Below are 12,959 nucleotides of genomic sequence, written 5' to 3'. Positions count from 1 at the left end.
CTGAACTCGGAGCAGCGATTTAACCTCTGTATGGCTGAGTGAGGGAATACCCTTATCGCCCAGTCTTCCTGAATTGATTGCCATCAAGTTTCCTTGAGTGCCTCCTGATAGGATTTTGTTAGTTGTCGCATTAACTAACCTCCAGCCTTATCGGATGTGCTAACCATGGATAAAATCCGCCGAACACTTCTCGGGCAGATCGCCAGACTGACTGCTGGAGCTGCTCTGGTTCCGTTAAGCAGCATCGCCTCTGCGGGTATTAACGAGCAACCTCCGCGTCGGGAAGGGGACCCAGCGAAACGTTACGCGATGCTGATTGACCTCAGGGCCTGTATTGGCTGTCAGGCCTGTACCGTGTCCTGCCATATTGAAAACCAGGCCCCTTTGGGCAGCTTCCGCACTATTGTTTCCCAGTACGAAGTTGAGCACGAAGAAACGGGCGGCTCGGCAACCTTCATGCTGCCACGGTTATGCAACCACTGCGAAAACCCGCCCTGTGTGCCGGTCTGCCCGGTGCAGGCAACATTTCAGCGCCAGGACGGTATTGTCGTCGTGGATAACGAGGTATGTGTTGGTTGTGCTTACTGCGTGCAAGCCTGTCCTTACGACGCACGGTTTATCAACGAACACACTCAGACCGCCGATAAATGTACTTTCTGTGCTCACCGTCTTGATGTCGGGTTGCTGCCGGCTTGCGTGGAATCCTGTGTAGGTGGCGCCCGTATTATCGGTGATCTGCGCGACCCGGACAGCCAGATCAGTCGCATGGTGAAAGAGCACTACAACGAATTGATGGTTCTTAAACCCGAAATGGAAACATCTCCACATGTTTTCTATCTCGGCATGGATGAGCGGTTTGTATCCCGGCCGGATGCAAAGCCCGCAATATGGGATGTGCGCGATCAACAGGGTGAGGAGATTGGCTATGAATTCAGCGGTCATTGAGGTTCTCGCACCTCGCTATGGCATTGCCTGGTATCCATGGGCCGTACAGTATTTCTTTATGATTGCTGTTTCTTATTCGGCGTTGTTGCTGACCGTTCCGGGCCTGCTGCTCGGTAAAAAGGACTATTTGCCCCTGGCGAAAGTGGCGTTGCTGGTAACCGTTAGCTGCACACTGGTCGGCCCGGTTGCCTTGTTGGCAGATCTGCACCAGCCGCTAAGGTTCTGGCATTTCTATGCCAACCTGACGCCCTGGTCCTGGATGTCCATCGGCAGCTTGTTGTTGCCGATGTATCTCTTGCTGGTTGTAGCATACGCCTGGCTTGCATGGCGTCCGGCCATGCAGGAGCAGGCACTGGGTTCGAACTGGATTGCCAGGTTGTCTGGTTGGATAAGTCTGGGACAAAAGCCTGCGCCACGTTGGATGTTGGTGCTTTCAGGTCTTGGTGCCCTGATTTTTTCCCTGGGCATCATGATTTATACCGGTGCTGAAGTTGCCATCGTAAAAGCGCGGCCGCTATGGGATACCCATTGGTTGCCTGTCATGTTTGTACTGACAGGTCTGGTTGCGGCTTCAGGTCTGGTTATTCTCATCAACCGTTTGATGACGGGTAATGATGAGGAGGTTAACGAACAGGGCCTGAAGGTAATCTTCATCAGCATGCTTCTGTCTGCATTGGTTGCGGCGCTGTGGATATCAGAAGGAATTACCGGCTTTAGCCCGTCGGTGGAACAGGCGTTCCTGTCTCTTCAGAAAAATCCGGAATGGCGTGCCGTTGCGATATACGGGTTACTGGTAGGCATAGCGCTTACGCTCTCTGCTGCCGTTATGTTACGGCGTTCGGACTGGCTGGGCCGTTCCTGGATTGCTGGTCTGCTGGCTGTGCATATTGGCTGGACCTTCCGCTGGATGGTGCTGATGGAAGTGCAGACAGTGGCTAAAAATACCGCCGGTTACTACCACTATGCCATCGAAGCCGGGTCCAGCGGACTGCTGGGTATTATCGGCACTTTCGGGCTATGGCTGGCTGCATTGCTGATTATCGACATTCTGGTGCCCTGGAAGAAGGGTCTCCAGGCAAGAATTCACTGATTCACGTCTTCGGAGCGAGATTATGGACAAGAATCGTCGTAATTTCCTGAAGGGTGCAGCCGCTGCCGGCGGTGCCGCAACCTTCGCCGCGGGCTATTACGACCCGCTGAAAAAGATGGGCAAAGGCCTGGTAAACGGGACCTCCGGCAAGCCTACGGCCGACCGTCTGCATGGTAATAGTCTGGCGCCGGAATATTCGGTCAATCCCGAAACCGGAGAGGTAATACTCAATCCGGACCAGCGCATCGCATTTACCGTGTGCTATGGCTGCACTACCAAATGCGGTGTACGGGTGCGTATTGATAACAACGAAGAAAAGGTACTTCGGGTTTCCGGTAACCCCTATCACCCCTTGTCTTCCGATGAACATCTGGATGAGAACACCCCGGTGCTGGAAGCATTTCGGCGTATGAGCCGTTTTCAGGATCAGGGCCAGCTGAACCGGTCTACCGCCTGTGCCCGCGGTAATGCCGCCATGGCTCAGTTAACCAGTGATCAGCGAGTGCTTAACTGCCTGAAGCGCACAGGCCCCCGTGGCAGCAATCAGTGGAAGAGTATCCCCTTTGAGCAGCTTGTTGATGAAATAGTTGCCGGTGGCGATCTGTTTGGTGAGGGCGAGGTTGAAGGCCTTCGCTCTATTCGTGATGTAGAAACACCGTTGGATCCGGAAAACCCGGAATATGGTCCAAAGGCAAACCAGCTTCTGATGATGGAAGCAACAGATTACGGCCGCTCTGCGTTGCTCAAACGCTTTGCTTTCAATGCATTTGGTACACGTAATTACGGACATCACGGCTCATATTGCGGCCTGGCTTTTCGCATGGGCTCAGGCGCGTTAATGAACGATCTGGCAAGCAACGCTCATGTAAAGCCCGATTATGCGAATGTAAAGTTTGCACTGTTTATCGGCACGGCGCCGAGCCAGGCTGGCAACCCGTTTAAACGGCAGGGGCGTATGCTGGCCCAGGCACGAACTACCGGTGAGCTGGAATATGTTGTGGTGGACCCGGCACTGACGGCTGCAGCTTCCCACTCAGCCAGTGACCGGAACCGGTGGATCTCCATTCTGCCAGGCACAGACACAGCTCTTGCAATGGCGTTGATCCGGTGGATGCTGGTGAATGATGCTTACGCCAAAGACTATCTGGCTTTGCCTGGCAATATGGCGGCCCGGCGAGCAGGGGAGTCCGGTCACACCAATGCTACCCATCTGGTTATTGAGGATGACAGCCACCCCCGTGCCGGTTACTTCCTGCGTCTGAGTGACATAGGGCTCGCTGAAGCAGGTGGTGAAAACGATTATCCGGTTGTGGTCAACAGGGCTGGCGAACCGGAAAGCTCGGAAACAGCCGACACTGCTCAGCTATTTGTTGATCGTACCCTGAACACCGGCAATGGCCCGGTAAGGGTTCGCAGTTCGCTGTTCAAGCTGCGCCAGGAGGCAATGCAGTACAGCGTTGAAGAGTATGCTGACTTCTGTGGTATAGAAGCGGATGTTATTCGTAACCTGGCTCGACGTTTTGCCAGTTTCGGACGCAATGCCGCTGCGGATACCCATGGAGGTATGATGTCTGGCGCTGGTTTTTATGCCTCGTACAGCATCAATATGATCAACCTGTTGGCCGGAAGTTTTAACCAGAAAGGTGGCGTGGCCAAAGGCGGTGGTAGCTTCAATGGTGTGGGTACCGGCCCCCGTTATAATCTTGCCGATTTCCCCGGGAAAGTCGGGCCTAAAGGGGTATTCCTTTCACGCTCGCGCTTCCCTTATGAGAAAACCAGCGAGTACAAGCGCCGTGTAGCAGCGGGTGAATCTCCATATCCGGCTCCCGCGCCCTGGCGTTCACTTGCGCCTCCGATTCTCACTGAGCACTTGCTCTCTGGCCTTGAAGGCTATCCCTACAGAATAAAAGCCATGATCGGAGTTATGGCAAACCCGATGTATGGCCAGACGGGCCTGGCATCCCTGCTTGAAGAAAAGCTCAAGGATCCGAAAAACATCGGTCTGTATGTGGCAGTTGATGGCTTTATTAACGAAACCAACCGTTTTGCGGACTACATTGTACCGGACTCGGTCATGTATGAAGTCTGGGGCTTCACGGGTGCATGGAGTGGCACGCTGACCAAAATGACCACGGCTTGCTGGCCCGTTGTTGAGCCTCGCCAGGCGAAAACTGCAGCCGGAGAACCTGTGAGCATGGATAGTTTCTTTATTGAGCTGGCTCAGCGCCTTGATCTTCCGGGCTTTGGTGACAATGCGATCGAAGGTGCAGATGGTCAGATGCATCCGCTGAAGCGTGCTGAAGATTTCTATCTGCGTGCTGCTGCGAATATTGCCATGGTGGGTAAGCCTCTGCCTGCGGCTACGAATGAAGATATCAGGGCAAGCGGGGTAGAACCGCTGATGTCTCGTATCAAGAGTACGGTAGCCGAAGATGAAGCGGGCCCTGTTGCGCATCTATACTCCCGTGGGGGGCGCTTTGAAATCATGGAGAAAGCCTACGATGGTGACAGAACAGGTCATGCCTGGGCGCGCCCATTATGTGTCTATAACGAGCAGGTCGGCACCAGCATCGACAGCTATAGCGGCAGGCGGCTCGTTGGTACGCCTACCCACCATAAACCGCGATTCTGGGATGGATCCTTGTTGAGGGATCATTTTTCCGAGCAGGAATGGCCGTTACTGGCGTTCTCGTTCAAATCTAACCTTATGAACTCTTACGCGATCGGACTTGAGCGTTTGCGTATGATCAAACCATACAACCCGGTGCTTATGCATCGTAACGATGCTGAGAAATTCGGCGTGCGTCATGGCGACACTATCAGCATTGAAAGCCCGGGGGGTAAAGTGCTGGCTCTGGCCTTGGTAGGGGATAATGTACACGAGGGTGCTATAGGTATTGAGCACGGTTACGGCCATCGGGAGCTGGGAGCTGCAAGCCACATCATTGATGGTGAGGAGCGTGCAGGCAATTCATTCCTGGCGGCTGGTGTAAACATTAACGATCTGGGCTTCTCTGACCCCACTCGCAAAGACGGTACAGCCACCTGGCTGGAAAATGTCAGTGGCGCCTCTGTCCGGCAGGGCTTACCGGTTCGCGTGCGTGTTGTGGACGATATCCTGTAGAGATACGTCTCACTGTTCCGGGCACGAGGGCTCAGAGTGAAGCAGCTGATCGTGCCGCCTTTTCGATGTGTGCTGCCTTGGTCTGGATTCAGCGAGGAGTCGTTGTTTTTTCCATGATGGGCAGGTGCTCTTTATCAGCTGTGTTTCTGTGGTTTATCCGCTTCAGATTTAGCTAGTTACCCATCTTTCCAGGCAGATAGGTCACAATCTCGGGGAAGAGGGTGATCAGAATCACGCCGCTCAGGATCAGCAGGAAGTAGGGCAGTGCTGCCCAGGCAATTCGTAGAATGTTTTCCCCGGTGAGCCCCTGGATGACGAAGAGATTGAAGCCCACTGGCGGAGTAATCTGGCTCATTTCCACAACGATCACCAGGTAAATACCAAACCAGAGGGGATCAATGCCTGCAGCTTCGACCATCGGCAGAATCACCGATGTGGTCAGCACGACAACGGAAATACCATCCAGAAAACAGCCCAGCAGAATAAAAAACAAGGTCAGCGCCATTAACAGCATATAGGGCGTCAGGCCAAGGGTATTGATCCAGGCAGCAAGCTCCCGGGGAATACCTGTAAAGCCCATCGCACTCGTCAGGAAGTGGGCGCCTATCAGAATGAAGGCAATCATTGAAGAAGTTTTTACTGTGCCCATCAGCCCGCTAACGAATGTGTGCCGGCTCATCGAGCCACTTTTCCAGGACAGCAGGAGTGCAAGCGCCACCCCGATAGCGGCTGATTCAGTAGGGGACGCGAGACCAGCATAGATGGAACCAATAACACCGACAATGAGTAGCATCACTGGAATAAGGGGGCGGCTACGACGTACTTTTTCCCTGAATGAGAAAGTCTCTGCCTCGCCTGCCGGGACTCCGGACGGGTTCATCAGTGACCAGATCATGACGTAGCCCGCAAACAGGGACATGAGCATGAGCCCGGGCAGGATGCCCGCAACAAACAGGCGGGCGATGGACTGTTCTGTTGCCACTCCGTAAACAATCAGAATGATGGATGGAGGAATCAGCAGGCCCAGGGTTGCAGATCCAGCCAGTGTCCCGAGAATCTGATTCCTGTTGTAACCGCGGTTACTCAGTTCCGGTATCGACATTTTGCCTATAGTGGCTGCGGTTGCGGCCGAAGAACCTGAGATAGCCGCGAAAATGCCACAGCCTATGATGTTGGTATGCAGTAGCCGACCGGGTATTTTACCGACCCAGGGAGATATGCCCCGGAACATTTCTTCTGACAGACGCGAGCGGAACAGTATTTCGCCCATCCAGATAAACATCGGAAGTGCTGCGAGATCCCAGGACACACTGGCGCTGTAAAATGCGGTGGAAAGACTGTCGCCTACAGGAATGCTGCTGAAAAAATACAGTGCAAGGCATCCAATGGTGGTTAACGAAAAAGCAACCCACAAGCCGCTGGCAAGAAGCAACAGAAGAACTCCCAGCAGCAGTAAGCTCATCCAGATCATTTCCATGAGCCTACTCCTCGGGCGCTTCGTTTATGAGCTGGGTGATCCGGCCACTGGCAAGCAGGAAAAGAGCATCGAGCAAGGCGATCAACAACCAGATCAGGCCGAGGGTCATGACTGCTTGCGGAATCCAGAGCGGCACGGGGACCATGCCGATAGAGAGGTCGCCAAAATCGTAGCTGTCGAGAGCCAGGCGCGCACTTTGCCAGGCGGCAAAGCCAGTGATAAAAGCCGCAACCAGGGTTACCCCTGTATCCATGGCTCTATGAAGAGGTTTTGGAAGGTACTGAAGCACCAGAGTGACGCGAATATGGCCGCCTTGCCAGAATGTATAAGCAAGGCCAAAAAACGTCGCACCAAGCAGCAGAAAAGCTGCAATTTCCGCAAGGCCCGGAACAGTAAGTCCCAGGGCATCAAATCCTGCCCAGCCCAGCAGTTTGTCGAGTACGCGGCCCAGCACCTGGGCCACGATTAATACCATGATGAGCGTCAGGTGCAGCGCGGAGAGTGCGCCGCCCAGCCTGTAAAATGCATCGAGTGTTCTGCGCATGAGCTTGTCCTGACGTCGCCTGATGGCTACTGCTTGCTGTACGCCTCAAGCAGGGCCTGGCCGTCTTCACCGGCACGCCCGAGCCATTCTTCTGTCATGGCTTCGCCGATTTCCTTCAGGTGTTTGACCAGCTGTGGAGACGGCTCGGATACTTCGATGCCATTGTCCTGCATGATTTTTATTTTTGCTTCAGTTTCCGCTTTGCTGGCTTCCCAGCCTCGCTTTTCAGCTGCTTCGGCTGCGTCTTCGAGAGCTTTGCGGGTTTCTTCGGGCAGGCTGTTAAAGGCTTTTACGTTAACAACTACCATATTTTTGGGTAGCCATAACTGTGCGTGGTTGAAGTGCGTCAGATAGTCCCATGCACGGGTATTGGCGCCGGTGGACGGCGAGGTGATCATCGCATCAACACGGCCTGTTCCAAACGCTGTTGGGATGTCCGGAACTTCGACCTGTGTGGGCAAAGCGCCAAGCAACTCAGCTAGCTGTTCGCTGGACTTGTTGTAAGCTCGCATTTTCACGCCTTTCAGCTCTTCGCCTGTCTCAACGGCGAACTGCGTATAGATGCCCTGAGGGGGCCAGGGTACGGCAAAAAGCAGCTTCAGGCGCTGGCCCTCCAGGCGTTTGGAGAGCACATCCCTGGAGGCCTGCCAGAGCTTCCATGCCTGATCGTAATCACTGGCCAGGTAGGGTACTGAGTCTACTTCAAACAGCGGGTCTTCGTTGGCCAGCCGGGACATGATCAGCTCACCAATGGGTACCAGGCCGCGGCGGACGGAGTTTTTGATTTCCTGATGTTTGATCAGCGAGCCGCTGCTGTGAACCGTGATATCAAGCTCACCGTTAGTTGCGTCCCTGACATCGTCGGTGAACTGACTGATGTTGACGGTGTGGAAATTGGAGTCGCCATAGGGCGTGGGCATATCCCAGTCAGTCGCCTGGGCGTAACCTGCAGCCAGAGTAAGGGCAGCAACAGTAAGCACTCCACCCAACTGTTTGAGGAAAGGAGCTGAAGCAGAACGCTGACTGAGAGGGGTGGTGTTTTTTATCATGATACTTGCCTCCTGGCGCTGAAATTTATTGTGAGCGGCACTCGTGCATGCTGTGTCTGATCAAAGCTAGTCGCGGGCTTTTACCCCGTCAAACTTGTTGTCATAAAGTGTGAGCATTTAATCTTTGTGATGCCGATAAAATATCGATAAATTGCAGGCGGGAGTGCAGCTCAGAGAGGGAGTGGATGAGATGGCAGAACCCGGCCGGTTCTGCCATCTGGGCTCAGCCAGTTATCCGGTTCAGGGAGCGGGGCTTCCCATTATCGCTTCCATTTCAGCAGGTCGTGGAGCGCCCTGTTTCATCTGGATATCGCCATTATTGTCCGTGTAATAAGTACTCGGAGTGGCGCTTAATCCGAGGCTGGACATCAGCTGGTTGTTCTTCTGAACTTTTTCTGCATTTTTGCTGACAATGTTGCGGTCCACCTCAATGCCACCCGAGCCATGCTTCTGCTGATTTTCCTTCAGAGCCTCGCTGGGGTTGTCCGAGCCTAGAATCGTGGCGGCCTTTGGCAGGCTATCCTGCCTCAGAATACCCACCATTACATGGCGCAACTGTACTTTTCCGGCTTCAATCCAGGGTTCTGCCGCTTGGCGGAATCTGTGACAAAACGGGCAGTTAGGATCGGTGAATGTGTAGACAATCACCGGTGCATCGGCATTCCCGTCACCTACCCAGTCAGCATCCTTCAGCAGGCTCCAGGCTTTTTCGTTCTGGGGCCCGGTGACCAGTTCCTGTATTTTTGATTCTGTAAGGTTTTCACCGCTGGCGGTCAGCATTGTCCCTACAATGACATGCTGCTCATCCGAAGTGAGGTAGAACGCAATAGGACGGCCCTGCATATTGCCAACGTAACCAGTCATGTCTCCGGGTGCCTCAAAACTGCCGGACACACTGACACCACGGTCAATCAGATTTTGAATGGCGTCGGGGTGTTGATCCTGTGACTGTGCCACAACTGGCAGGCTCAGGCTGCTGACGACCAGGGCGGTAGCAAGTAGTGAGCGCCTGGACAGGGGGTTAGGTGATTGCATAACAAGTCTCCGGGTTCAGATTCAGTCAGTGTCAAAGCTTTTAAGATTGTGGGCCAGTGATGCCCGGGACAGTTCACCGAGATGGGCGTTTACCTGCTGGCCACTGGCATCGTAAAACAGTGTTGTTGGCAAGGCCTGGCTTCCCGTAGTCCGGCCGAGGCTGGCGCTGGTGTCGGTCAGAACATTCCGGAGCGAGAACTTGTGCTGGCTCATGAAACGGCTGATCGTTTCGGGCTGTTCACCCTGATTCACAAAGACAAAGGTAATATCTGGATTATCCTGCTGGGCCTTCTCCAGAACCGGCATTTCCCTGATGCAGGGAGGGCACCAGGTGGCCCAGAGGTTAACGACCATCGGCTTGTTCCCGGCCACTTCCGAAAGCATAACCGGTGTGCCGTCAAGCAAAGAGAATCTGGCCTCGGGTATGCCTCTGGAGCTGCTTTCTATCAGGTTTACCAGTAGTGAGACAGAGCCCCAGACCAGCACGCCTGAGGCGCTGGCAATTATGAGTGACCTGCGGATTTTCGGGTGCCGCCAGAGCTTCCAGGCGATGAGTGCCAGTGCACCAGTCAGGCCGGCAATAACACTGAACCCCCCGTCCCTGATGTCGATAATACCCCAAAGGTTTTCCTGATAGTGTTCGAAGTACTGGATAACAAAACCGATGCGGGCCGCTACGAGAGCCGCCAGAAAAACATCAGACACTGTTCCGGCGATGGGAACCCCTTCCTTGCGTCCGGTGATGGCACCAACAATCAGAGCAATTACAAACGCACTGATTAACAGAAGCTGAGCCAGAGGCAGGCTCAACGGGCCGATATTGACCGATAACATCATCACTCCTTGTTTATGACTGGCCAGCCTACGACCTGCAGTTCTCGTTTGAGTTCCTGGGTCCGGCTTATGCTTAACCGTCTTATCCGCTCTCAATGGTTGCATATCAGAAAGCGCCGCCATAACCTCGGGAGCATAAAAAGCTCTTTTTGGTTTTCGAACCCCTACAGGGTACTGACATGCTATTGAATTGCGATATTGGTGAAAGTTATGGCGCCTGGACGATGGGTCTGGACGATCAGGTAATGCCGTATATCGATCAGGCGAACATAGCCTGCGCTTTTCACGCCGGGGATCCACTGGTTATGAGAAACACAGTGAGGCTGGCGCTCCAACACAAGGTCACTCTGGGTGCGCACCCGGCATACCCGGATCTGCAGGGGTTCGGGCGACGCTCGATTGCTTGCAGCGCTGATGAAGTTCACGCCATGGTGCTTTATCAGGTGGGCGCGCTGGCCCAGATTGCTGCTGCTCAGGGTGCCAGTCTGAGCTATGTAAAGCCTCATGGTGCCCTCTACAATGACATGATGCGGGATGAATCTGTTCTGCGGGCTATTCTTGATGCACTGAGCCAGTCTCCTGCAAAACTTGCGCTGATGGCGATGACGACAGCAGATAACCGTCCCCTGAAGGCGCTTTGTGCAGAGTACAAGGTCGAACTTTTACTGGAGGCGTTTGCCGATCGCGCTTATGACAAAGAAGGGTATATTGTGTCCCGCAGCCTTCCGGGCGCAGTGCATCACAGTCCTGAGGCTATTCTGCGCCAGGTATTGGCTATTTCCCGGGGTGAAGTGATTCAGACGATCGACGGAGAACCACTCTACCTTGAAGCGGATACTCTGTGTGTACACGGCGACAATCCCGAGTCTGTTGCCGCCGTGCGTGCGATCCGTAAAGCACTGGACGAGCAAGCCGTCAGAGCCTGAATCGGGAGACCAGAGCCTGCAGTTCGCTGCCAAGTTTTGCCAGCTCTGAACTGGAGCTGGCGGTCTGGTTGGAGGATGCGGCGGATTGATCGGTAACATCACGAATACTGGTGATGTTCTGGTTGATCTCTTCTGCTACGGACGTCTGCTGTTCCGATGCTGTCGCAATCTGGCTGTTGTACTGTTTGATCTCCTCCACAGAGCGGGTGATCCGCTCAATGGATGCGCCGGTCGCCGTGGCTCGCCTGAGCGTGTCAGAAGCCATGGTTGCGCTGGTCTCCATTGCAGATACAGATTCTCCAGCGCTGCTCTGCAGTGAGGTTACAAGAGTCTCGATTTCCTGAGCTGAACTCTGGGTTCGTTGCGCCAGAGAGCGTACTTCGTCTGCAACCACGGCAAAGCCTCGCCCTTGTTCACCTGCGCGGGCAGCTTCAATGGCAGCGTTCAGTGCCAGCAGGTTCGTTTGTTCTGCGACTGATTTGATGACATCCAGGGCTGTGCCTATGTTGGTTGTTTCCTGTTGCAGGCTCTGGATGATTGTCATGCTCTGGCTTACTTCCCTCGCCAGCCCATTCACCTGACTTACGGTTTCCCTGACTTCGTGTTCGCCTTCTGTAGCCTGGCTGGCGGCATCTGAGGCAACCGAAAATGCCTGTTCAGCGTTGCGGGCAATTTCCGCAACAGTCGCTGTCATCTGGTTCATCGCCGTGGCTACCTGATCGGTTTCCTGTTTCTGGCGATTGATCCCGTCGCTGGTCTGGCTGGTGACCGTCGAAAGCTCTTCTGCAGATGCTGCGATGTTGGATGCGCCGGACTCGATGTTTCTGACCAGCTCCCGCAGGCTGCTGACCATGGTTGCCAGGGCCGCCATCAAGCGACCTATCTCATCTGTACGGTTGTTGTCGATATGAACGGACAGGTTTCCAGAGGCAACTTCTGAAGCGATTGCAACGGCATTATTAATCGGGGAGGTTATAGCCCTGGTAATCAGGTAAGCCATGAGAATGCCAAGCAGCACAGCTATGGCGGTTGTACCAAAGATCAAGGTGGTTGCTTGCTTGCGGTTGGATTCCATCTTGGCAGACTGCCCTTCGCGCAGGCTGTTCGCTGATTCGATAACACGGCTGGCCGTTGCGACCATGTCCTGGGACAGCTGTTCGCTGGACTCAGTCAGTCGCACGACGTTCTGGAATTCGCTTGTGTAGGATTCAAGTGCTTTGGCAACCTTTGCTTTCTCTTCCGGGCTTATGGCTGCTGATTTCAGAGGGCTCTGTATTCGCTTCGCATCCCCAAGGTAGGACTTTACGGCTTCAGGATCGCGTTCCACGAGGAATTTGCGTTCCGCGCGACGCATATCTTCAAACATCGCCGAAGCAAAAAACAGCGAACTGTGAGCCTTGAGCGAAGACCCCAGCACTCTTGCTGTTGTTTCAAGGGTGCTGAGAGCGTCTTCTCGCAGGCTTGTGTTGGACTCAACATTGCTCATCAGCGACTGATATTGCTCGATATCAGCCTGAATGTTTTCCAGCGTGCTGATGTCTGCATTCACCGCAAGCATAGGTTTGATCCGGCGTGTAACTTCAAGAACTTCATCGCCAAGAGCCCGGGATGCGAGCATATCTTCAGCATTACCCGACAGCAGAAAATTCTTTTCTTCAACCCGTGCTTCAGTCAACCCTGTATTGACATGGCCCAGCATGGTCACAATGTCTGAACGATGGCTGTATGTCTCCAGTGCCCGGTTGCCAACAACACCTACAATAATGGTGAGAAGCAGCAGTAACGCAAAACCGCCCGCGAGTTTGCTCCGGATGGTCATGTCGCCGAAGAAGGATGCCAGTTTCATATCGATTCCTTAAGCGTGTGAGCTATGTCTGAAAGGTCATTCGGGGTGGTTCGATGGACGCCGGAAGAGCATTCCTGATACAGAATGAG

10 protein-coding genes are annotated in these 12,959 nt (G+C 54.0%); 4 read left to right on the top strand and 6 right to left on the bottom strand.

Annotation, left to right across the window (positions count from 1 at the left end; all coding sequences use genetic code 11):
- Window positions 1-165: 165 nt before the first annotated feature.
- From dsrO to CPA50_RS09780, 3 genes are read left to right on the top strand one after another with little or no spacing between them, the layout of a single operon-like run.
- A complete protein-coding gene (gene dsrO, locus CPA50_RS09790) occupies window positions 166-945 on the top strand; it encodes a sulfate reduction electron transfer complex DsrMKJOP subunit DsrO (protein WP_096782190.1) in 780 nt (259 codons plus the stop codon).
- A complete protein-coding gene (gene nrfD, locus CPA50_RS09785; protein WP_096782189.1) occupies window positions 926-2,035 on the top strand; it encodes an NrfD/PsrC family molybdoenzyme membrane anchor subunit in 1,110 nt (369 codons plus the stop codon). The genes dsrO and nrfD overlap by 20 nt, the downstream gene beginning before the upstream one ends.
- A 22-nt stretch (window positions 2,036-2,057) precedes the next feature.
- Window positions 2,058-5,159 carry a molybdopterin dinucleotide binding domain-containing protein gene (locus CPA50_RS09780; protein ID WP_096782188.1) on the top strand — a complete coding sequence of 1,034 codons (3,102 nt, stop codon included), beginning with the start codon at window positions 2,058-2,060 and terminating at the stop codon, window positions 5,157-5,159.
- Between the two features lie 172 nt (window positions 5,160-5,331).
- Here the strand turns inward: CPA50_RS09780 and CPA50_RS09775 are convergent, their stop codons facing one another.
- The 5 genes from CPA50_RS09775 to CPA50_RS09755 all read right to left on the bottom strand — a co-directional run bounded on the left by CPA50_RS09775 (window position 5,332) and on the right by CPA50_RS09755 (window position 10,101).
- On the bottom strand, window positions 5,332-6,636 hold the full coding sequence (locus CPA50_RS09775; protein WP_096782187.1) for a TRAP transporter large permease: 1,305 nt from the start codon (window positions 6,634-6,636) through the stop codon (window positions 5,332-5,334).
- Between the two features lie 4 nt (window positions 6,637-6,640).
- Complete coding sequence (locus CPA50_RS09770) at window positions 6,641-7,180, bottom strand: TRAP transporter small permease (RefSeq protein ID WP_096782186.1); 540 nt, start codon at window positions 7,178-7,180, stop codon at window positions 6,641-6,643.
- A 26-nt stretch (window positions 7,181-7,206) separates the two neighbouring features.
- The gene (locus CPA50_RS09765) at window positions 7,207-8,229 is read right to left on the bottom strand and encodes a TRAP transporter substrate-binding protein (RefSeq protein WP_096782185.1); all 1,023 of its coding nucleotides are present in this window, start codon (window positions 8,227-8,229) and stop codon (window positions 7,207-7,209) included.
- 240 nt (window positions 8,230-8,469) lie between these two features.
- A complete protein-coding gene (gene dsbG / locus CPA50_RS09760) occupies window positions 8,470-9,264 on the bottom strand; it encodes a thiol:disulfide interchange protein DsbG (RefSeq protein WP_096782184.1) in 795 nt (264 codons plus the stop codon).
- A 21-nt stretch (window positions 9,265-9,285) separates the two neighbouring features.
- Window positions 9,286-10,101: a prolipoprotein diacylglyceryl transferase family protein gene (locus CPA50_RS09755; RefSeq protein WP_227519545.1), complete on the bottom strand. Its 816-nt coding sequence runs from the start codon at window positions 10,099-10,101 to the stop codon at window positions 9,286-9,288.
- 176 nt (window positions 10,102-10,277) lie between these two features.
- Between CPA50_RS09755 and CPA50_RS09750 the strand changes: the two genes are divergently transcribed.
- Window positions 10,278-11,024 carry a 5-oxoprolinase subunit PxpA gene (locus CPA50_RS09750; protein WP_096782182.1) on the top strand — a complete coding sequence of 249 codons (747 nt, stop codon included), beginning with the start codon at window positions 10,278-10,280 and terminating at the stop codon, window positions 11,022-11,024.
- On the opposite strand, the gene CPA50_RS09745 is transcribed toward CPA50_RS09750, so the two are convergent.
- The gene (locus CPA50_RS09745; RefSeq protein ID WP_096782181.1) at window positions 11,014-12,870 is read right to left on the bottom strand and encodes a methyl-accepting chemotaxis protein; all 1,857 of its coding nucleotides are present in this window, start codon (window positions 12,868-12,870) and stop codon (window positions 11,014-11,016) included. The two genes, CPA50_RS09750 and CPA50_RS09745, sit on opposite strands and share 11 nt — an antisense overlap.
- Window positions 12,871-12,959: the final 89 nt, after the last annotated feature.

Source organism: Marinobacter sp. ANT_B65 (assembly GCF_002407605.1).
In the GTDB taxonomy this organism is placed as follows: domain Bacteria; phylum Pseudomonadota; class Gammaproteobacteria; order Pseudomonadales; family Oleiphilaceae; genus Marinobacter.
This window is presented reverse-complemented; position numbering and strand designations above follow the sequence as displayed.